Origin of the sequence: Salmonella sp. SA15303 (genome assembly GCF_029962125.1) — a bacterium.
Taxonomy (GTDB): domain Bacteria; phylum Pseudomonadota; class Gammaproteobacteria; order Enterobacterales; family Enterobacteriaceae; genus Salmonella; species Salmonella enterica.
Genome location: NZ_CP123924.1, coordinates 4710593 through 4731223 on the forward strand (window position 1 = coordinate 4710593; position 20631 = coordinate 4731223).

General features: G+C 53.3%; 19 protein-coding genes. 3 read left to right on the forward strand and 16 right to left on the reverse strand.

Annotated elements, in window-relative coordinates; genetic code table 11:
* Positions 1-10 precede the first annotated feature (10 nt).
* The 8 genes from tatC to udp form a co-directional block, all read right to left on the reverse strand.
* Positions 11-790, reverse strand: a complete 780-nt coding sequence (tatC, locus tag QEN31_RS22970; RefSeq protein WP_000257554.1) for a Sec-independent protein translocase subunit TatC — start codon at positions 788-790, stop codon at positions 11-13.
* Between the two features lie 2 nt (positions 791-792).
* Complete coding sequence (tatB, locus tag QEN31_RS22975) at positions 793-1341, reverse strand: Sec-independent protein translocase protein TatB (protein WP_000459612.1); 549 nt, start codon at positions 1339-1341, stop codon at positions 793-795.
* A 3-nt stretch (positions 1342-1344) separates the two neighbouring features.
* A complete protein-coding gene (tatA, locus tag QEN31_RS22980; RefSeq protein ID WP_000508972.1) occupies positions 1345-1599 on the reverse strand; it encodes a Sec-independent protein translocase subunit TatA in 255 nt (84 codons plus the stop codon).
* A 205-nt stretch (positions 1600-1804) separates the two neighbouring features.
* Positions 1805-3445, reverse strand: coding sequence for a ubiquinone biosynthesis regulatory protein kinase UbiB (gene ubiB / locus QEN31_RS22985; RefSeq protein WP_000187559.1), 1641 nt, complete (start codon positions 3443-3445; stop codon positions 1805-1807).
* On the reverse strand, positions 3442-4047 hold the full coding sequence (gene ubiJ / locus QEN31_RS22990) for a ubiquinone biosynthesis protein UbiJ (protein ID WP_001116086.1): 606 nt from the start codon (positions 4045-4047) through the stop codon (positions 3442-3444). Before ubiJ ends, ubiB begins: the two co-directional genes overlap by 4 nt.
* Positions 4048-4056: 9 nt before the next feature.
* Positions 4057-4812 carry a bifunctional demethylmenaquinone methyltransferase/2-methoxy-6-polyprenyl-1,4-benzoquinol methylase UbiE gene (ubiE, locus tag QEN31_RS22995; RefSeq protein WP_000229009.1) on the reverse strand — a complete coding sequence of 252 codons (756 nt, stop codon included), beginning with the start codon at positions 4810-4812 and terminating at the stop codon, positions 4057-4059.
* Positions 4813-4907: 95 nt separating this feature from the next.
* Positions 4908-6338 carry a DNA recombination protein RmuC gene (rmuC, locus tag QEN31_RS23000; RefSeq protein WP_000355562.1) on the reverse strand — a complete coding sequence of 477 codons (1431 nt, stop codon included), beginning with the start codon at positions 6336-6338 and terminating at the stop codon, positions 4908-4910.
* A 139-nt stretch (positions 6339-6477) separates the two neighbouring features.
* The gene (udp, locus tag QEN31_RS23005) at positions 6478-7239 is read right to left on the reverse strand and encodes a uridine phosphorylase (RefSeq protein ID WP_000045169.1); all 762 of its coding nucleotides are present in this window, start codon (positions 7237-7239) and stop codon (positions 6478-6480) included.
* 258 nt (positions 7240-7497) lie between these two features.
* On the opposite strand from udp, the gene QEN31_RS23010 reads away from it, so the two are divergent.
* On the forward strand, positions 7498-8310 hold the full coding sequence (locus QEN31_RS23010; protein WP_000213959.1) for a dienelactone hydrolase family protein: 813 nt from the start codon (positions 7498-7500) through the stop codon (positions 8308-8310).
* 79 nt (positions 8311-8389) lie between these two features.
* Here the strand turns inward: QEN31_RS23010 and QEN31_RS23015 are convergent, their stop codons facing one another.
* Both QEN31_RS23015 and metE read right to left on the reverse strand, forming a co-directional pair.
* Entirely contained in the window at positions 8390-9733 is a 1344-nt protein-coding gene (locus QEN31_RS23015; RefSeq protein WP_000017936.1) for an anaerobic sulfatase maturase, read from the reverse strand.
* 343 nt (positions 9734-10076) lie between these two features.
* Positions 10077-12341, reverse strand: a complete 2265-nt coding sequence (gene metE, locus QEN31_RS23020) for a 5-methyltetrahydropteroyltriglutamate--homocysteine S-methyltransferase (RefSeq protein ID WP_000154192.1) — start codon at positions 12339-12341, stop codon at positions 10077-10079.
* Positions 12342-12589: 248 nt separating this feature from the next.
* Between metE and metR the strand changes: the two genes are divergently transcribed.
* Positions 12590-13543 (forward strand): HTH-type transcriptional regulator MetR, encoded by a 954-nt coding sequence (gene metR, locus QEN31_RS23025; protein ID WP_000569786.1) that lies wholly within the window; start codon positions 12590-12592, stop codon positions 13541-13543.
* Here metR and QEN31_RS23030 read toward each other — a convergent pair.
* The 3 genes from QEN31_RS23030 to pldB all read right to left on the reverse strand — a co-directional run bounded on the left by QEN31_RS23030 (position 13431) and on the right by pldB (position 16243).
* The gene (locus QEN31_RS23030; protein ID WP_001196257.1) at positions 13431-14330 is read right to left on the reverse strand and encodes a carboxylate/amino acid/amine transporter; all 900 of its coding nucleotides are present in this window, start codon (positions 14328-14330) and stop codon (positions 13431-13433) included. The two genes, metR and QEN31_RS23030, sit on opposite strands and share 113 nt — an antisense overlap.
* An 80-nt stretch (positions 14331-14410) precedes the next feature.
* Positions 14411-15211: a sugar/pyridoxal phosphate phosphatase YigL gene (gene yigL / locus QEN31_RS23035; RefSeq protein ID WP_000285338.1), complete on the reverse strand. Its 801-nt coding sequence runs from the start codon at positions 15209-15211 to the stop codon at positions 14411-14413.
* A 15-nt stretch (positions 15212-15226) separates the two neighbouring features.
* Positions 15227-16243 (reverse strand): lysophospholipase L2, encoded by a 1017-nt coding sequence (gene pldB, locus QEN31_RS23040; protein ID WP_000487685.1) that lies wholly within the window; start codon positions 16241-16243, stop codon positions 15227-15229.
* A gap of 110 nt (positions 16244-16353) precedes the next feature.
* Between pldB and rhtB the strand changes: the two genes are divergently transcribed.
* On the forward strand, positions 16354-16974 hold the full coding sequence (gene rhtB / locus QEN31_RS23045) for a homoserine/homoserine lactone efflux protein (RefSeq protein WP_000142528.1): 621 nt from the start codon (positions 16354-16356) through the stop codon (positions 16972-16974).
* A 39-nt stretch (positions 16975-17013) separates the two neighbouring features.
* Here rhtB and rhtC read toward each other — a convergent pair whose 3' ends face one another.
* From rhtC to pldA, 3 genes are all read right to left on the reverse strand, one after another.
* Entirely contained in the window at positions 17014-17634 is a 621-nt protein-coding gene (gene rhtC / locus QEN31_RS23050) for a threonine export protein RhtC (protein WP_000980080.1), read from the reverse strand.
* Between the two features lie 63 nt (positions 17635-17697).
* Positions 17698-19527 carry an ATP-dependent DNA helicase RecQ gene (gene recQ / locus QEN31_RS23055; protein WP_001526553.1) on the reverse strand — a complete coding sequence of 610 codons (1830 nt, stop codon included), beginning with the start codon at positions 19525-19527 and terminating at the stop codon, positions 17698-17700.
* Positions 19528-19610: 83 nt separating this feature from the next.
* A complete protein-coding gene (pldA, locus tag QEN31_RS23060) occupies positions 19611-20480 on the reverse strand; it encodes a phospholipase A (protein WP_001201692.1) in 870 nt (289 codons plus the stop codon).
* Between the last annotated feature and the right edge of the window lie 151 nt (positions 20481-20631).

Sequence of the window (20631 nt, forward strand, 5' to 3'; positions counted from 1 at the left end):
GCGGTTGTGTTTAGTCTTCAGTGTGCTCGGCCTTTTCGGTTTCGGCCTCGTTATCTTCGTCGCGCGTCCGTCGCTTACCGACATAAAAGCGTGAGCAGAAAACGCCAATTTCAAACAGGCAGTACATCGGTATCGCCAGCAACGTTTGCGAGAAAACATCTGGCGGCGTAAGCAGCATTCCCACAATGAATGCCCCGACCAGGATATAAGGCCGTTTTTTACGCAAATCTTCTGGCGTGGTGATGCCCATCCAGCACAGCAACACAATCGCCACCGGCACTTCAAAGGCTACGCCAAAGGCCATAAAAAGCGCCATGACAAAGCTAAGATAGCTGGCGATATCTGTCGAAACCTGTACCCCTTCCGGCGCCGTATGCGTCAGGAAACCAAAGGCCAAAGGGAATACGACAAAATAGGCGAAGGCCATACCAATATAGAAAAGCAGCGAGCTGGATACCAGCAGAGGTACGACCAGACGACGCTCATGCTTATACAGCGCCGGGGCGATAAAGGCCCAAACCTGGTACAAAATGACAGGCGCGGATAAGATCAAAGACACCATGAAGGTGAGTTTGATAGGCGTAAAAAACGGCGACGCCACATCCGTCGCAATCATTGTCGCCCCTTGCGGCATCTGTTTAATCAGCGGTGCGGCGACTAAATGATAAATATCATTGGCGAAATAAATTAACGCCAGAAAAATCAGAAGTACTGCGACGATGCAGTTTAGCAGGCGCTTACGCAACTCGATCAGATGCGTGATAAGCGGTTGAGTATCTTCTACAGCCATGTTTACGGTTTATCACTCGACGAGGGGGAAGATTCGACAACAGGCGCAGCGGATTTCTTCTCGGCGTCTATCGTGGCTACGGAAGCGGTTTCCGTCGACTCAGGCACGTTAGCTTTAACGGGCTCCGGCTTTTGTTCCGGCGCGCTCGCCTGTGTTTCAGCGGCGGCAGGGGTGACGCCCTCATGCTGCGTTTCGTTCCCTTTTACCACCGGATTATGGATGGTATGCGCTTCATCGCTCGCTTGTTCGGGATCGTTAGCGCTGTAGGTGCGTTTCATCGACTCCGCCGCCTGACGCAGTTCATCCATAGATGCTTTCAGTTCGGGAGTCAGATTTTCCAGGCTCGCCTTTTCGACTTTTTTCAGACTGTCCTGGAACTCCTGAAGTTTCAGTTCCTGAGTCAGTTCATTCTGAACCGTTGTCGCAAGGGACCGCAACGCGCGAATCCAGCCCGCTACCGTTTTTACCGCTACTGGCAATCGTTGCGGCCCCAACACAATGAGGCCGATAACGAACACTAACAGCAGTTCGCTAAAACCGATATCAAACACGGATTATACCTGCTCTTTATCTTGGCTTTTAGCGTCTTCCTTTTTCGCTTCGCCTTGCTTATCCGCGATAGATTTAGCGGTAAAATCAGCGTCCTGACTGGTTTTATCCTGTTTGGCATCATCATCGCTCATGGCCTTTTTAAAGCCTTTGATAGACGCGCCAAGATCGGAACCGATGGAACCGAGTTTTTTGGTGCCGAACAGCAGTACGACGATAACGGCAACAATCAACAACTGCCAAATACTGATACCACCCATACATGTTCCTCTGTGATAGATGATGAATTATTAGGGCCGCATTATACACATTATCCTTCACGCTGCCTCTTTGTTAGCCGCTTTCGCCCGCCCTATTCACATACTTTTACATACGACCGGGACGACATTGACTTGCGGCCTGAGTATTGCCTCGAGTGATAATATGTACCTGCGTGACACAACCGGCGTTGAGCGATAAAAAATCTCAACGAGTTTTACGCCAGCCAACCAGCCAGACAACTACGCCGCCGACCATGAGCCAGCCAGGCATCAATCCCCATTCAGGGCGGTTGACGAGTAAGAATGACCCGCTCAGTAACAGCGTTGCGCCAATTCCCAATAAATAACGAGACTGACTTTGGCGCACATGGTTTACCTGTAACTCGCGCGCAATCTTATCAACACTGTGCTGTAAATATTTGCCCTGGCGCAAACTGTCGTACACCAGTTCAGGTATTTCTGGCATTTTTTCGACCCAGAACGGCGCTTTTTCTTTAAGAGCCCGCGTGAGAGCCGGAATACCCACCTGATCTTTGATCCAGGACTCAAGAAACGGCTTCGCCGTTTTCCACAAATCAAGCTGAGGATAAAGTTGCCGCCCAACCCCTTCAACATACAATAATGTTTTCTGCAACAACACCAGTTGCGGCTGGACTTCCATGTTAAATCGACGCGCTGTATTGAAAAGGTTTAACAACACATGACCAAACGAGATTTCCGCGAGCGGCTTTTCAAAGATAGGTTCACAGACGGTGCGGATGGCAAACTCAAAATCTTCAACGTTGGTATCTGGCGGAACCCAGCCTGAATCGACATGCAGTTCTGCCACCTTTCGGTAATCGCGATTAAAAAACGCGATAAAGTTTTCAGCCAGATAACGCTTATCTTCTTTGTTTAGCGACCCGACGATACCGCAGTCAATGCCGATATATTGCGGGTTTTCAGGGTGTTCATGGCTGACAAAAATATTTCCCGGATGCATGTCCGCATGGAAAAAGCTGTCGCGGAAAACCTGGGTGAAGAAAACTTTAACCCCGCGTTCCGCCAGCAGTTTCATGTTGGTGCCGTTCTTTTCCAGCGCCGCCACATCCGAAACAGGAATGCCGTATATCCGCTCCATCACCATCATGTTCTGGCTACAGTAATCGGAGTACACCTCCGGGATATACAGCATGGGACTATTTTCAAAATTGCGGCGTAACTGAATCGCGTTGGCCGATTCCCGCAGCAGATTCAGCTCATCGATCAGCGTTTTCTCATACTCACGCACCACTTCCGTCGGGCGCAGACGACGCCCATCCGGCAACAGGCGTGGTACCCAGCGAGCAAGGCGATAAATCAGTTTCAGGTCTGCCTGAATTACCGGCAAAATATCCGGGCGAATGACCTTAATAACCACTTCTTTACCGTTTGATTTCAATCGCGCGGTATGTACCTGGGCGATTGACGCCGACGCTAAAGGCTGGATATCAAAGTCGTCAAACCAGGCTTCGACAGGTAGCCCCCCCATCGCCTCTTCAATCTGGGCTTTCGCCAGCCGACCATCGAATGGCGCGACTTTATCCTGGAGCAAAGCGAGCTGATCGGCGATTTGCGGCGGGAACAGGTCACGGCGCGTGGAGAGCATCTGACCAAATTTGATCCAGACCGGTCCCAGCTCTTGCAACGCCAGTCTTAATCGTTCACCCAGCAATTTATCTTTATGCCGGTTTGGCATCCAGAACAGCGAATAGCGCCATAATCGGAGTGGCAGTGTAAGACGCATTCGGGGGATGAGTTCATCAAGGCCGTAGCTTAAAAACGTGCGGATGATGAAATATAGGCGCCGTACTTCACCTGGCGTCATTTGGCCTCCAGTTTTTCCAGCCGTGTGGTCAGAGAATCTACGGCGCGCTCAACAGCCGCGGTTTCTTCGGCAAACCATGCGACTTCCAGCGGGCCAGGCGCCATACGCCACTCTTCAGTGATCGCTTCAGCGGCATAACGCTGCTGGCGTTGAAACCCGTGGCGCAGGAATTTAGCCCCGCCACGCACGACCTTACCGATACTTTCCGCCGCAATATCACCCGTGTATGGCGCCAACAGCTCCGCAGGATCGAATTCGGCGAGATCGGCGAGCGCCACAAAATTTTGCACGACCTGAATATCGCCCTGCACTTCCAGTTCGCCGCTGCGAATAAGCGTGGCCAACTGCTGACGATCGCGTAGTTTTGGCAAAACGCTAGCTTGAGTGATTACCGTACAGTCCGCTTCGCCTTCCCATGCCCCCAGCACATCAACCTGGCGTTCACTGAATACCAGGACTAATGGCATCGAAAATCCCTTTAGTTTCACACACAGTACTTTTCCCTGTAAGCGCGTTCTGGCTGATTTCAGCGCTGGCGAACGATACAGAAACGTATTGAGGAGACCTTCAATTCCTGCGGTCACTAAGGGTTTAAAAGGCATTCCACCCTCCTAGAATTTATAACCACGGTGCAATGCCACAACGCCCGCCGTCAGATTGTAATAATCCACGCTCTCAAATCCGGCGTCCTGCATCATGGCTTTTAAGGTATCCTGATCGGGATGCATACGGATGGATTCCGCGAGATACCGATAGCTATCCGCATCGTTTGCGACCATCGAGCCAATACGCGGTAAAATATGGAAAGAATAGGCGTCATACGCTTTACTCAGCGGCTCAATGATAGGCTTGGAAAATTCAAGCACCAGTAAACGTCCGCCGGGTTTCAACACACGGAACATTGACCGCAGCGCTTTTTCTTTTTCCGTTACATTGCGCAAACCAAACGAAATGGTAATGCAATCAAACGTATTATCAGGGAAAGGCAGAGCTTCGGCATTCGCCTGCACATACTCTACGTTGCCGATCACGCCGATATTACGCAGCTTCTCACGCCCCATTTTGAGCATGGAATCATTAATATCCGCCAGGATAACTTTGCCAGTTTCCCCGACCATACGTGAAAATTTCGCGGTAAGATCGCCCGTACCACCCGCTAAATCGAGAACGGTTTGTCCACGACGCACGCCACTGCAATCAATGGTGAAGCGCTTCCACAAACGATGAATGCCAAATGACATTAAGTCATTCATCACATCGTACTTTGACGCCACAGAATGAAAAACGTGGGCCACCATGTCAGCTTTCTGCTCTTTAGCGACGGTCTGAAAGCCAAAGTGCGTCGTTTCTTGTGAATCTTCCACCATCTCAGTGCCTGCTTATCGATAAAAATGTTCAAGAAGTGTAACAGATTGGGCCAATTTGCCCTACTCTGCGCCAGGACTAAACTACTCCGTATGGGTTAACTTAACTGCTGCTTCACCCGTTCATCATTGGGATAATGTTCATCCTGCCGCCCTTCAGGGATCGATCGTAAACGATATTCTTCATCTTGCGTAACGGCCTGTTCCGCTAAATCCGGATTAATCTCGCGTTTGATTTCCACGCCTAGCCCCCGGAAGGCCTCCGCCTGCGCCAAAACGTTGCCACGCCCCGACGCAAGTTTTTTCATCGCCTGGCGGTAGTTATCCTGCGCTTTATCCAGACTCTGACCGATCGCTGACATATCATCAACGAACAACCGCATTTTATCGTAGAGCTTACTGGCTCTGTCTGCGATGTGCTGCGCATTGCGGCTCTGGTGTTCATAGCGCCACAGGTTGGCGATTGTCCGTAACGCCACCAGCAGCGTCGTGGGGCTTACCAGCATAATGTTATTTTTCAGCGCCTCGGTTATCAGTTCGGGCTGTTTATCTAACGCCAGCAGGAAAGCGGGTTCTACGGGGATAAACATCAGAACATAGTCCAGCGAGCGGAGGCCGGGAAGCTGCTGGTAGTCTTTACGCCCCAGTAAGCGAATATGATTGCGCACCGAGGCGATGTGCTCTTGTAAAGCGGCCTCGCGCGTGTAGTCATCTTCAGCGTTAAAGTAACGCTCGTAGGCGACCAACGTCATTTTAGCGTCGATGACCACATCTTTGCCCTGCGGCAAGCGGACGATGACATCCGGCTGCATCCGTGAGCGCGCATCGTTCTCAATACTGACCTGGGTTTCGTATTCGTAGCCTTCACGCAGTCCGGATGCCTCCAGCACCCGCGCCAGCACAACTTCGCCCCAGTTTCCTTGCGCCTTATTGTCCCCTTTCAGGGCGCGCGTCAGGTTGATCGCTTCCTGCGCCATTTGCGCGTTAAGCTGCTGCAAATTACGAATTTCGTGCGCCAGCGTATGCCGCTCCTGCGCTTCTTTGCCAAAACTCTCCTGAACCTGGCGGCGAAAACCGTCCAGTTGCTCACGCAGCGGCGTCAGCAGGCTATTCAGGCTTTGTCGGTTTTGTTCGTCTACGCGACGATTACTGTGTTCAAAGATACGGTTCGCCAGATTTTCAAACTGCTCGCTTAAACGCTGTTCGCTGTTGATCATCTGACGGATTTTGTCTTCCGCGTGTTGCTGAGTCGCTTCCAGACGGGTCGTGACTTCACGCAGATCGGCTTCCAGAGAGGTATTAATACTGTGCAGGCTACGCAGTTCGTTATTAAGTAACTCGCATTCACTGCGCCAGTGCGCTTCTTGCGCTAATTGCTGCCGGGCCGCGCTAAGTTCGATATCCAGCTCACGCCGTTCTTCGATAAGATCGGCGCGGATTTGATCGGCGTGCGCTTTCGTCGCCAGCCAGCCAATCACCGCCCCAGCCGCCAGCGCCACGACGGCGCTTATCATAAGAGTAATATCCACAACACCTCTCCTGGAACCACACTGTCCTGCACAAAATAGAATTGTGCTGTATAAACGTCCAGTTTAAAAGGGATTTCCTGCGAGGCGCCACGCAAAAAGAAAAGGCCGAACGCGTCGGCCTTTGCAAAAGAGAGGAGAATTACAGCAGACGACGGGCCGCTTCCACGACGATTTTCACCGCGTGGCTTTCAGTTTGTTTCATCGTTTCCGCATTCGGAATCTCTTGTTGGGTACGGTTGACGATAACGCCCGCCACCATACCTGCGCGTAAACCCTGGCTTGCGCACATGGTTAACAGCGTAGCGGATTCCATTTCGTAGTTCATCACGCCCATCGCCTGCCACTCTTCCATAGAGCCTTTGAAGCGACGAACAACGCGGCCAGAATAGGTGTCGTAACGTTCCTGACCCGGATAGAAAGTGTCGGAAGAGGCGGTTACGCCAACGTGAGTCGTGGCGCCAATCGATTTCGCGGCTTCAACCAGCGCAGTGGTGCAGGCAAAGTCGGCAACCGCCGGGAATTCCATCGGCGCAAAATGCAGGCTCGCCCCATCCAGACGTACGGATGCGGTCGTTACCAGAACGTCGCCGACGTTAATGTGCGGCTGAATAGCCCCCGTGGTGCCGATACGCAAGAAGGTACGAATACCCAGTTGCGCCAGTTCTTCCACGGCAATAGAGGTAGACGGGCCACCGATACCGGTAGAGCAAACGATAACTGCTTTGCCATCCAGCTCAGCGCGCCAGGAGGTGAATTCGCGGTGAGATGCCAGCTTAACCGGCTTATCCATCAGCGCGGCGATCTTTTCCACACGCTCAGGATCGCCAGGGACGATGGCGAGCTGGGCCCCTTGTAAATCGTTTTTGGTGAGGCCGAGATGAAAAACATCAGACTTGGACATATAAAACTCCTCTGTGAATCGGGTTTGTCAGAAGAAGCAAAGAGACACTTTACCTAAGGCATAAAGATATTTTCGTGACAGCCATCACTATGACGTAAAACAATTGCACTCGCTTACCATTAAAAAGTGATGTTCATCACAATAAATAATCAATATCGCCAGGCATTGCACAAAAGATAGCCGCTTTAAGGCAATGTGGTTTGTTACACACTGTCTATAGTTAAGATTGCGCTATTTTTTAAGGGTACGGAGAATACCATGACAACGACACATCCATCCGGCTTTGCACCTGCAGCCTCCCCACTTGCCCCTACGATGATTCATACGCCTGATGGGGCCATTAGCGCGGGGATAACGTCGATTCCCTCTCAGGGCGACGATATGCCCGCCTATTACGCCAGACCAAAAGCGAGCGACGGCGCGCTGCCGGTGGTCATTGTGGTACAGGAAATTTTTGGCGTACATGAACACATTCGCGATATTTGCCGACGACTGGCGCTGGAAGGCTATCTCGCTATCGCGCCGGAGCTCTATTTCCGCGAAGGCGACCCCAATGATTTCGCCGATATACCCACATTATTGAGCGGGCTGGTGGCTAAAGTACCCGATTCGCAAGTCCTTGCCGACCTGGATCACGTCGCCAGTTGGGCTTCGCGCAACGGCGGGGATGCGCATCGGCTGATGATCACCGGTTTTTGTTGGGGAGGCCGGATTACCTGGCTGTACGCCGCGCACAACCCACAGTTAAAAGCGGCGGTAGCATGGTACGGCAAGCTGGTGGGCGACACGTCACTCAATTCGCCGAAGCATCCCGTTGATATCGCCACCGATCTTAACGCGCCGGTACTGGGTTTATACGGCGGGCAGGATACCAGTATTCCACAGGAGAGCGTGGAAACCATGCGTCAGGCGCTACGCGCCGCTAATGCGAAGGCGGAAATCGTGGTCTATCCCGATGCAGGGCACGCGTTTAATGCCGATTATCGTCCGGGCTACCACGAAGCCTCAGCGAAAGACGGCTGGCAAAGAATGCTGGAATGGTTCGCGCAGTACGGTGGGAAAAAAGGCTAACCACAGCGCATTACGATGTTTGTTGGGCCTACGAGACCGGAGTCGGTGTAGGCTCAACAAAGCGTCATCGCCACGTTAGCTATGCTTTACCACAGCATTTTTTATATTTTTTGCCGCTGCCGCAGGGACAGGGATGGTTACGACTGACGGCTCCTGTGTCTTTACGCGCGTCCTGCGCCAGCCAGCGCATGATCGATGCCATCGGATAGCCTTGCGCCAGCAGCTCCCGCCAGACATTCATATACGGCGTAACGTGCTGGAAAAAATGCTTATAGCCCGCACACAAGTAATTATGCGCAGGATGACCAGACGGCGAGACGGCAAAGCGATGCTTAGGACAGCCGCCATGACATACAAAGCGGTAGTCACAGCGACGACAATCGGCGGTCAGGGTCTCCCGCTTGGCCTCGCCAAAGGCAATAGCCCGCTCGCTATTATTTAAGGCTTTGATGCTGTGCTGGTGGATATTTCCCAGCAGATGCTCCGGGTAGACAAAGTGGTCGCAGTTGTAGAGATCGCCGTTCGACTCCAACGCGAAGGCATGTCCACAAGTCTCGGAATGTACACACAGTACCGGCTGCTGCGCCGTCCAGGCGGCTAACGCCACGTCAAACATCTGCACATAGACGCGGTCTACGTCGCGACGAACCCAGATATCAAAGATCTGGTTGAGAAATTCGCCATATTGCCACGACGGTACCGTCCATGGCGCCAGCGTCGCCGCGCTTTCGCCGGGCATCACCAGATTAAGTACCGATGAGTTATCGGTGCTCATTCGCTCTACCAGCGGGATAAACTGAATAAAACGCGATCCCGCCGCCAGAAGAAATTCGTAGACGTCTGCTGCATGACCGACGTTATGTTTTCCCACGACGGTTAAGGTATTAAAGTCGACATGGTGCGCTTTAAGCCGCGCCATGGCTGCGACGACCTGTTCATGAGTTCCTTTTCCAGCGCGATTAAACCGATAGTGGTTGTGTAACGACGCCGGGCCGTCGATAGAGAGACCGATGAGAAAATGCTGTTCAGCGAAAAAGCGCGCCCACTCGTCATTCACCAGGATGCCGTTCGTCTGCAACGCATGAGTGATTTTTCGCCCATCGCCGTACTTTTCACATAATGCGACAACCCGACGGAAAAACGGTAGCCCCATCATGGTCGGTTCGCCGCCCTGCCAGGCAAAGTCAATGCGGTCGCCACTCTGCGCGGCAATATGCTGGCGTATAAATTGTTCCAGCGTCTCGTCCGACATCCGCCAGTTTTTATTGCGTTCCGGGTACAGCGCCTCTTTTTCAAGATAGAAGCAATATGTGCAATCAATATTGCAGATCGCGCCGCCGGGTTTGGCCATTACGTGACAACCTGCTACCGCCATGTCAGACATCTCCGTTAAAAAATAAGGTTCACCAGCGCCATGAGACAATGCGACGTTTATCGTCGCCAGGGAACATAACAGAATGGAAAACCTCGTTTTGTGCTATGAGAGCGCTGGGCGATCATGACAGGAAAAACGATCTGCGAGGCAATAAAAGCCGCCGCTCTGCTTCCGGGGACGCTATCCGCCTGGTTGTCATTCATACGGAGAACCTTTTTATTATCAAGATCGCCAAATAGCCAGATCCTGAAAAAGACAGCGCGGAAAATAAGAAAAAGGGAAATGAGAAAAAAGAGGAGATAGAGGCGCTGTTAATCAGGTCAGGCACGGGCGCTACCCGTCAAAGGGTAGCGCCGCATTGCTGCCGGATAAACGCAGCGGCCAGGATGGGTTATTTCGCCTGACGCAGATTGTGCGCCGCTTTGACCATGTTCGCTAACGCCGCGCGGGTTTCCGGCCAACCGCGAGTTTTCAGACCGCAGTCCGGATTCACCCACAGGCGTTGTGCCGGAATACGTTGTGCCGCCTTCTTCAGCAGGGCTTCAATCCACTCGACGCTCGGCACGTTCGGCGAGTGAATATCGTACACGCCCGGCCCGATTTCGTTCGGGTAGTCGAACGCTTCGAACGACTCCAGCAACTCCATATCCGAGCGGGAGGTCTCAATGGTGATCACATCCGCGTCCAGCGCGGCGATCGAATCCATAATGTCGTTGAACTCGCAGTAACACATGTGGGTGTGGATCTGGGTTTCATCCTTCGCCACCGCCGCGTTGATGCGGAAGGCTTCCACACCCCATTCCAGATAGGCGTCCCAGTCGCTGCGACGCAGCGGTAAACCTTCACGCAGCGCCGGTTCGTCAATCTGAATAATCCCGATCCCCGCCGCCTCCAGATCCGCGACTTCATCACGCAGCGCCAGCGCAATCTGTTTCGCAATCGTTTCGCGGGTCACGTCTTCGCGGGGGAATGACCAGCAAAGAATAGTCACCGGGCCGGTCAACATCCCTTTTACCGGCTTGTCGGTCAGCGACTGGGCATATTTCGCCCACTCCACGGTAATCGGTGCCGGACGGCTGATATCGCCAATCACTACCGGCGGTTTCACACAGCGGGAGCCATAGCTTTGCACCCAACCATTCTGGGTAAAGACGAAGCCGTCCAGATGCTCGCCGAAGTATTCCACCATGTCGTTTCGCTCGGCTTCGCCGTGTACCAGCACATCCAGCCCTAAACGCTCCTGCTCGATGATAGCCTGTTTGATATGTTCGGCGATGCCGGTGCGGTAGTGGTTCGCGTCGAGGTTGCCCTTTTTGAAGTCCAGACGCAGACCGCGAATCTCCGTGGTTTGCGGAAACGAACCGATAGTCGTCGTCGGCCAGGCGGGAAGTTTAAAGCGGGCGCGTTGCGCTTCAGCGCGCACCTCATACGGATTCTCACGCTGGCTGTCCTGCGCGGTGATCGCCGCCAGGCGTTTTTCTACCGCGGCATTATGTACGCGGCGGGAGTGACGACGAGCCTGAATCGGTGCGCTCCATTCCTCAAGCGCCGCCGTTTCGCCGCTGTTCAGCGCATCGCGCAGCAACGCCAGTTCACCGCATTTTTGCAGCGCAAAGGCAAACCAGCTTTTAACTTCCGTATCCAGACGCGTTTCGACGCTGAGATCGATCGGGCTGTGCAGCAAAGAGCAGGAGGATGCTACCCACAGCGCGCGTTTGCCCACAATGGCGTTAATCTGCGCGTATTTTTCGGTCAAATCGGCGCGCCAGACATTACGCCCGTTAATCAAGCCTGCGGAGAGCAGCCAGTCGACCGGCAGACGTTGATGCAGTTCCGCTACATCATCTTTGCCATGAATGAGGTCAACATGTAGCCCCTGTACCGGTAGCGCGATAATAGTGTCCAGGTTTGGCGTCACGCCTTCAAAATAGGTCGTCAGCAACAGCTTCACCTGGCCGGCGAGCGCGTCGTAAGCCGGTTTGAAGGCATCCAGCCACGCCTGCGGCAGTTCCAGCACCAGCGCTGGCTCATCAATTTGGACCCACTCAATACCACGTTTTGCCAGTTCAGCCAGTACGTGCTGATACACCGGCAAAATGTCTTTCAGCAACGTCAGGCGGTCAAACGGCTCGCCTTTCACTTTACCCAGCCACAGATACGTGACAGGCCCCAGCAGTACGGGTTTGATCTTATGCCCCAGCGCCAGCGCTTCGTCCACTTCCTCCAGCAACTGTGTCCAGGTGAGTCTGAACTGCTGGCCTTTGCTGAACTCCGGTACTATGTAGTGATAGTTAGTATTAAACCATTTGGTCATTTCCGCTGCCGCCGCCGGTTCGCCGGTTGGCGCGCGACCGCGGCCAATGCGGAACAGAGTGTCGATGTCCACGGAACCGTCGTTGTTCTGATGACGAGCCGGCACATTGCCTAACAGCAGGCTGGTGGTCAGAACATGGTCGTACCAGGCAAAGTCGCCTACCGGTAACAGGTCAATACCCGCTTGTTTCTGCTGCTCCCAGTGACGCGCGCGCAGTTCGCGCCCCACCGCCAGTAACGCTTCACGCGTTGTGTTCCCCGCCCAGTAGCTCTCTTGCGCTTTTTTCAACTCGCGACGCAGGCCAACGCGAGGAAAACCGAGGGTATGAGTCAATATTGTCATTTTACTTCCTCTCTTATTTTATTGAATCTGAAAGTAAAACTCTAAATAGTTCGGCTTGCAGGAAGGCGGCGACACAGCGCATCCCCAGGAGCTTACTGAAGTAAGTGACTGGGGTAAGCAAGGAAGCCAACGCATCTGCAAGTCGAAATATGACGAGTTTTAGACGTCTGGATGTTTACACATCCATAATGTAAAGGTACTGTATATTCCTCAAGCGCAATTTGTTCATGGCGAAGTGAAGGACTTTCATGATCGAAATTAAACATCTGAAAACACTCCAGGCATTGCGGAATAGTGGATCGCTGGCTGCCGCGGCGGCGGTGCTGCACCAGACCCAATCCGCTCTGTCTCATCAGTTCAGCGATCTGGAACAACGCCTTGGCTTCCGCCTGTTCGTGCGTAAAAGCCAGCCGCTGCGCTTTACGCCGCAGGGGGAAGTTCTGCTGCAACTGGCAAACCAAGTGCTGCCGCAAATCAGCCGTGCGCTGCAGGCGTGCAACGAACCGCAGCAAACTCGTCTGCGCATCGCTATTGAATGTCATAGCTGTATTCAGTGGCTGACCCCGGCGCTGGAAAACTTCCGTGCAAGCTGGCCGCAGGTAGAAATGGATTTCACCTCCGGCGTCACTTTTGATCCGCAACCGGCCTTGCAACAAGGCGAGCTGGATTTGGTGATGACGTCGGATATTTTGCCGCGTAGCGGACTGCATTATTCGCCGATGTTTGATTTTGAAGTCCGACTGGTGCTGGCGCCCGACCATCCGCTGGCCAGCAAAACGCAGATTACGCCGGAAGATTTAGCCAGCGAAACGCTGTTGATTTACCCGGTGCAGCGCAGCCGACTGGATGTCTGGCGACATTTCCTGCAACCGGCGGGTATCAGTCCGCTGCTGAAAAGCGTGGATAATACGCTACTGCTGATTCAGATGGTGGCGGCCAGAATGGGTATTGCCGCCCTGCCGCACTGGGTGGTGGAAAGCGTTGAGCGCCAGGGTCTGGTGGTGACCAAAACCCTTGGCGATGGTCTGTGGAGCCGCCTGTATGCCGCCGTGCGCGACGGCGACCAGCGTCAGGCGGTGACCGAGGCGTTTATTCGCTCGACGCGGGATCACGCCTGCGATCATCTGCCGTTTGTGCGGAGCGCGGAGCGACCCATTTTCGATGCACCCACAGCGAAGCCAGGATCACAGCCGCGCCTGTAATAAAGCTTGGCCAGTGGGGCTGCTGATGCCAGATGGCAAGATTAACCAGCAGTCCTGCGGGAACATGCATGTTATTCATGATACCCAGCGTCCCGGCGTCTACCTGGGTAGCGCCATAGTTCCACATAAAGTAGCCAATGCCTGACGCCACCACGCCGAGAAACACCAGAATGCTCCATTGCAGCGTGGTTTCCGGCAGCTTTTGCGCGTTCCCCAACAGCGACCACGCCACCGCCGCCACCAAAAACGCCCCCAGATAGAACCACGCAAAGGCGTTGTGCTGCGGCATGGGACGGGTCTCCATCAGACGTTTATACCCCACCATTCCGATAGCGAAACTGATATTAGAAAGCTGCACCAGGAGCAAACCGACCCAAAAATGGTCGGTCACGCGATCGTAGCGAATAATCCCGGCGCCAATCACCGCCAGCAACGCGCTAAATGCATAGCCCCAGCGCAAACGACGCTGACTCATCACATCGTAAATCAGCGTGATATAGAGCGGCGTCAGAACGGTAAACAACAGCAGTTCGGATACGGTCAGGTAGAGGTAAGCATGGAAGCTCAACATATACATGATGCCAAGCTGCATCGCCCCCACCAGCATATACAGGCTGATGGTTTTTAGGTTGTGCCCGCGAGTACGCAAAAACGGCAGAAAAACGAGCGCCGCCAGCCCAACGCGTATCAGCACCGCGAAATAGCTATCGACATGCCCGGCAAGATACTCGCCAAATAAACTAAAGGAGAAAGCCCACAGGATAGTGGTAATGATGAGTAGCGCCACAATGGATGTCTCTTAAAACAGGGAACACCCATTGTAGCGGAGAGTGAAGTTGACAACTGGTCAACTAACAAACAATCACATCAGCGTAAGAAAAGATCGCGCAGGTAATGCGGCACGGCGTTATCCGCGTTGATGCCGATCACCTCAAGTTCGGGATACAGGTCTTTCAGACGCTGGTGCGCATTGCCCATGATGCAGCCTTTGCCCGCCATCGTGAGCATTTCAGCGTCGTTCATTCCGTCGCCAAAGGCGATACACTCTTTCAGACTGTACCCCATCGCCTGAGCGACCGCTTCCAGCGCATGACCTTTCGACACTCCGCCCGCCATCACTTCCAGACAGGTTAGCGTAGAGAAGCTCACGTTTACCCGATCGCCCCAGCGCGCGTTAATCGCCTGCTCCAGCGGCAACAACTTTTCATGAGTGTCGCTGGTGAAAAACACTTTGCTGACGCCCTCCGGCTCCAGCAGCGCAGGCTCAAACAGCGAGTAGTTAAATACCGCCTCTTTGAAAAAACGCATTTCATCGGGGCGATGACGATTCATAAACCATTCGTCGTCGCGATAAACGTTAGTCACGATGTCCGGGTTCGCATTCACCACCCCGAACAGGTCGCTGGCAATGTCGCTGTCCAGATTATGCGTAAAAACCAAATTCCCGTCGGTATCGTGCACTCGCGCGCCGTTGGAGGTGATCATGTAAGACTTGATTTCAAGATTATCGCGGATTTGCCCTACATCGACATGATGACGACCAGTGGCAAAGACAAAATGGATGCCGCGTGCGGTCAACAGCTTCAGAGTCTCTTTGGCATAAGGGGACAACGTATGGTCGGGGGAGAGCAGCGTGCCATCTAAATCAGACGCAACAACCTGATACATAATAAAATTTAACCTCTAAGCAAAGCGATTTCCGCTGGATAAATTAGGCTTGTTGAAAAATTCAACAATGGCGTTAAGCGCGACTGAGCGCATGGCGTCCTTTTCAAAAAGGATCTCATGGTACGCGCCTTTGATAACCAGCGGTTTTCCCCCTTCACAAGGGTATCCCGCCGCGGCGCGAATTTCACAAAAACGATCGTGGGTGCGGTTATCCACTACCCGCTCTTCTTCCGCCTGAATCAGTAGCGTAGGCGTCGTGTCATCGCTCGCCCCAGCCAGTACCTGCTCACCCGCCAGAATGCCTTCGCGTACCCAATGCCAGGTGGGGCCGCCAACGCGCAGCTGCGGCTCGTCGGCATAAAATCGTAAGTTGCGCTGATAACGCTGGCGGCTGTGGGTCAGCGCATTCATCCCAAACGGCAACGCCCGCCACTGACCGGTACCAATAGCGTAATCTTCACGGATACGCTGGTGCCCTTCGGCCCAGTCGAGAATATGGCGCACCATAAAGGAAGGCAAGCGTATCACAATACCAAACATCGGCGCGGTGAGCGCAATAGCGTCGCACCGCACACGATGGCGTTGCAGGAACAGGGTGGCTATCGCGCCCCCCATTGAGTGCGCCAGGATATAACGCTTACGCCACGGCCCCGGCTCAATTTCCTGCTGCCAGAACGCCGCTAAGTCCTCAACATAATCGTTAAAATGATCGACATGACCCCGATGCGGGTCCGATAACATCCGCCCGGAGCGCCCTTGACCACGGTGGTCGATGATGAAGATATCAAAACCGAGATGAAAAAGGTCATACGCCAGTTCAGCGTATTTTACATAACTCTCAATGCGGCCAGGACAAATGACGATCGTCCGATCGTTGGAATCATTTCGAAAACGGACAAAGCGCACCGGAATGTTACCCACGCCGATAAACTCCGCCTCTTCCCGCTGACGCCAGAAATCGGTCAGCGGCCCCATAGCAAAAGCGGCAAACGCATTTTCTCTTGTTTCCCAGTCATTTTGCTGCTGAAACATCGGGTTTTCGGCCTCGTTTACCAGGTAAAATCGTTTTTTGCGTCGTGCCTGACACAACACAGCGGCAGTAGCGTATTGTGGCACAAAAACAGACAACCAGGGAGTTTCGCATGACCTTTGAATGGTGGTTCGCCTATCTACTGACCTCAACTCTGCTGAGTCTTTCTCCGGGTTCAGGCGCCATCAATACCATGACGACGTCTATCAACCATGGATATCGTGGCGCAGTGGCTTCTATCGCCGGACTCCAGACCGGGCTGGGGATACATATCGTACTGGTGGGCGTCGGACTGGGTACGCTCTTTTCGCGCTCGCTCCTCGCTTTTGAAATTCTGAAATGGGCTGGCGCGGCTTATCTTATCTGGCTGGGTATCCAGCAATGGCGCGCCGCAGGCGCTATCGATCTGCATACCCTCGCCCAGACGCAATCGCGGGGTCGGCTGTTCAAACGGGCGATATTTGTCAATCTAACCAATCCCAAAAGTATTGTCTTTCTTGCCGCCCTGTTTCCGCAATTCATCATGCCGCAGCAACCGCAACTGGCGCAGTACCTCATTCTCGGCGTCACCACGATTGTGGTGGATATGGTTGTGATGACCGGTTACGCCACACTGGCGCAGCGCATTGCCGCCTGGATTAAAGGACCAAAGCAGATGAAGGCGCTGAATAAAGCGTTTGGTTCGTTGTTTATGCTGGTAGGCGCGCTCCTGGCGTCGGCAAGACACGCGTGATAGTCGTGCCGGATGATGTTTATCCGGCCCGGAGGTAAATTAGCGCGAAATAATCAGGTGAATACCAAAGCCCGCAAACAGAGCGCCGGCAAAGCCATCAATCCATTTCGCCAGACGCTGATAGCCACGGCGCATTTTCGGCAGCGCGAACAGGCTGGCGACTACGGTAAACCAGGCCAGCGTTTCCAGGGTGATTAACGCGAAAATACCCCAGCGCGCCGCAGCGCCGACGTTATCGCCGACAAAAAGTGAAAAAACGGAACCAAAATAGATAATCGCTTTAGGATTCGACAGATTGGTCAGCAGCCCTTTGAGAAAGCTGCGCCCGCTCTGCGCCAGTTCAATGTGCGGAGAAGACGCCGCCGCATCCTGTTTTTTCAGCGCGCCGCGCAGCATCTGATAGCCCATCCAGCACAGGTACAGGCCGCCGCCTACCATAATGATCGTATGCAGCCAGGCCATTTTTTCGATGATGAGATGCAGGCCAAGCAGCGCCACGCCCGCCCATACCATCACGCCGCAGGTGATGCCCAGTACGCCCATCATCGCTTCTTTACGCGAACGGCTGACAGCAGTTTGAGACACGAAGAAAAAGTCGGGGCCGGGGCTCATTAGCGCAACGATGTGCACCATTGCCACGGTGAAAAATAGCATCATCATAAAAATGGCTCGCGGGGAAATAGTTCAGTGAGTCACCATCCTGGCACTTTTTTGCCGGGCTGACTACTCTTCGTCATCACCATCGACATGCGCGCGGATGAGCGCCATAAATTCTTTCCCGAAGCGCTCCAGTTTGCGCATCCCAACCCCGTTAACGCTTAACATCTCGCTGGCGGAAACCGGCATCTGTTCCGCCATTTCTATCAACGTGGCGTCGTTAAAGACCACATACGGCGGGATATTCTCTTCATCAGCGATAGCTTTACGCAGCTTGCGCAACTTAGCGAACAATTTGCGATCGTAATTACCGCCGAACGATTTCTGCATCACGCGGGGTTTGAGGGCGACGATGCGCGGCACCGCAAGCTTTAGCGGAACGTCTCCACGGAGTACCGGACGCGCGGCATCCGTCAACTGTAATGCGGAGTGCTGCGCAATATTTTGCATTACCAGCCCCAGATGAATGAGCTGGCGAATCACGCTCACCCAGTGCTCATGGCTCTTTTCGCGTCCCATGCCATAAACCTTGAGTTTGTCATGACCGAAATCGCGGATGCGTTGGTTATTCGCGCCGCGGATCACCTCGACAACGTAGCCCATGCCAAAACGCTGGTTAACCCGACCAATGGTAGAAAGCGCAATCTGGGCATCGTTTAAGCCATCATATTGTTTGGGCGGATCGAGACAGATATCGCAGTTGCCGCACGGTTCTTGTCGGCCTTCGCCAAAGTAATTAAGCAATACCAGGCGGCGGCAGGTTTGCGCTTCAGCAAAAGCGCCCATCGCATTCAGTTTATGCCGTTCAATATCCTGAAGCTGTCCGGCTGGTTTCTCTTCCAGACAACGACGTAGCCAGGCCATATCAGCCGGATCGTAAAATAGCATGGCTTCCGCAGGCAGTCCGTCGCGCCCGGCGCGGCCCGTTTCCTGATAGTAGGATTCAATATTGCGCGGGATATCGAAATGCACGACGAAACGTACGTTAGGTTTGTTTATGCCCATTCCAAAAGCGACGGTCGCCACCACGATTTGCAGATCGTCGCGCTGAAATTTTTCCTGCACATCGACGCGAATAGCGTTTTCCAGCCCCGCATGATAGGCCGCCGCGCTAATGCCGCGACTTTGCAAGCGCGCAGCGGTATCTTCCACTTTCGCCCGGCTGTTACAGTAGATGATACCCGATTTGCCGCGTTGCTCCTGAACATAGCGCATTAACTGGTCGAGCGGCTTAAACTTCTCCATCAGCATGTAGCGGATATTCGGTCGGTCAAAGCTACTAATCTGGATTAACGGATCGTTAAGCCCAAGCAGACGAATAATATCCTGGCGCGTGGTGTCGTCGGCGGTGGCGGTCAATGCCATAAACGGCAAAGCGGGAAAACGCTGGCGAAGCTGACCGAGCGCCGCATATTCCGGACGGAAATCATGTCCCCATTGCGAGATACAGTGCGCTTCATCCACCGCCAGCAATACCGGATTCCAGTGCGCCAGATGATCAAGAAAGTTGTCCAGCATCAGGCGTTCCGGCGCAATATACAGCAGACGAATCTGTCCGGTACGGCACCCCGCCATCACCTCAAGCTGCTGCTCGCGGCTTTGAGTGGAGTTCAGGCACGCCGCCGCCACACCGTTCGCCAGTAGCTGATCGACCTGGTCTTTCATCAACGAGATTAATGGCGAAACGACGACAGTCAACCCGTCCAGCAACAACGCGGGGATTTGATAGCACAGAGATTTGCCGCCGCCGGTGGGCATGACGACCAGACAGTCGCGACCGGAGAGCGCAGTATCAATAATCGCTTCCTGACCCGGGCGAAACTGTTGGTAGCCAAAGGTTTCCTGCAAAACCTGTTTGGCCCCTGATTCCAGATTCAACACTTCCGCCTGCGCCACATTAACCCCGTTCACCATAAATCAAAACAGGCGCTATTTTCAGCGCCTGCGAGAGAAACTGCAATGTTTAAAACACAATCCAATCAGAAGATATCGTTAAGCATCACGCCGACGCCGACACGTGTCTGATTAAAATTATAGTCGATCAGCGATTCGCCATAGCCGCTGTACACCTGGGTATAAAGCCGGACATGTTTAGTGACCGGATAGCTTAATCCAACTTCCGCGCCGCCGTAGCCTGTATTCCAGTTGTACTGGCCTTTGGCGCTTAATACCGCCTCGCCCAGGTGATAACCGATTTTAAGCTGGTAATAACCCATATATTTGGTGATGTCCGGATTATCATCGGTACTGCCAATCACGTACCACGGTTTGACCTCTACCAGCCAGTTACCGTTTTCGGCCATCAGACGGGTATACAGACGGTTCCAGCTACGCGAGGTGGGGTCCGAACGTCCGTTAGAGTCATGGTTGTAGCCCATCTCTACGTCGCGCAGCGTCCAGCCGGCAAAGCGATAATCGGTAGCAAAACCAAGAAAAAGCTGCGGTTCGTAGTTGGTTTCGCGAAACGGCGAAGACTCTTTACTGTTGGAAAGCTGCCACCAGGATTTCTGCGTATAGGAAGCGCCCAGTACCGAGTTCGGCCCCAGTATTCCGCGCCACAGCGGAAACGCCAGGCTCAACTGAAATTTCACTTCATCTTTACGTGCGTTTTCAGACCAGTTGTAGGTACTTATGGCCTCTTTGTTCAGATCGCTGGTGTTCGTGTAGATCAAGTAGTTCGTGTCATAAGGGTAAAGCGTAAAAGGGTTATCATGCTCCTGTAGCATGTTAGCGATGATACTTCCCCGTACTGCAGGCGCATCATGAACCTCTTTTATCGTAGCTTCTTGTGCATATGCCGCTAATGGCAGTAGCGTGGCTGGCAACAACCCTCTCAAAATCGCCCGCATTCTTGACGTTCTCCTGACGAAGTATTTTCAGCTTGAATCATTCTCTGCCAACCATTTTTACATATTTACACACATAGCCGTTAGTTATCCCTTCTTAAAGTAGAAAACAACAATTAAGAAGCATAATATCAACATTTCATTAACTAATGAG

What these genes read in the sequence shown, in the direction of transcription:
- tatC (WP_000257554.1), bottom strand. Translation starts at nt 790, where the DNA reads ATGGCTGTAGAAGATACTCAACCGCTTATCACGCATCTGATCGAGTTG.
- tatA (WP_000508972.1), bottom strand. Translation starts at nt 1,599, where the DNA reads ATGGGTGGTATCAGTATTTGGCAGTTGTTGATTGTTGCCGTTATCGTC.
- ubiB (WP_000187559.1), bottom strand. Translation starts at nt 3,445, where the DNA reads ATGACGCCAGGTGAAGTACGGCGCCTATATTTCATCATCCGCACGTTT.
- ubiJ (WP_001116086.1), bottom strand. Translation starts at nt 4,047, where the DNA reads ATGCCTTTTAAACCCTTAGTGACCGCAGGAATTGAAGGTCTCCTCAAT.
- ubiE (WP_000229009.1), bottom strand. Translation starts at nt 4,812, where the DNA reads ATGGTGGAAGATTCACAAGAAACGACGCACTTTGGCTTTCAGACCGTC.
- udp (WP_000045169.1), bottom strand. Translation starts at nt 7,239, where the DNA reads ATGTCCAAGTCTGATGTTTTTCATCTCGGCCTCACCAAAAACGATTTA.
- QEN31_RS23010 (WP_000213959.1), top strand. Translation starts at nt 7,498, where the DNA reads ATGACAACGACACATCCATCCGGCTTTGCACCTGCAGCCTCCCCACTT.
- metE (WP_000154192.1), bottom strand. Translation starts at nt 12,341, where the DNA reads ATGACAATATTGACTCATACCCTCGGTTTTCCTCGCGTTGGCCTGCGT.
- metR (WP_000569786.1), top strand. Translation starts at nt 12,590, where the DNA reads ATGATCGAAATTAAACATCTGAAAACACTCCAGGCATTGCGGAATAGT.
- yigL (WP_000285338.1), bottom strand. Translation starts at nt 15,211, where the DNA reads ATGTATCAGGTTGTTGCGTCTGATTTAGATGGCACGCTGCTCTCCCCC.
- pldB (WP_000487685.1), bottom strand. Translation starts at nt 16,243, where the DNA reads ATGTTTCAGCAGCAAAATGACTGGGAAACAAGAGAAAATGCGTTTGCC.
- rhtB (WP_000142528.1), top strand. Translation starts at nt 16,354, where the DNA reads ATGACCTTTGAATGGTGGTTCGCCTATCTACTGACCTCAACTCTGCTG.
- rhtC (WP_000980080.1), bottom strand. Translation starts at nt 17,634, where the DNA reads ATGATGATGCTATTTTTCACCGTGGCAATGGTGCACATCGTTGCGCTA.
- pldA (WP_001201692.1), bottom strand. Translation starts at nt 20,480, where the DNA reads ATGCGGGCGATTTTGAGAGGGTTGTTGCCAGCCACGCTACTGCCATTA.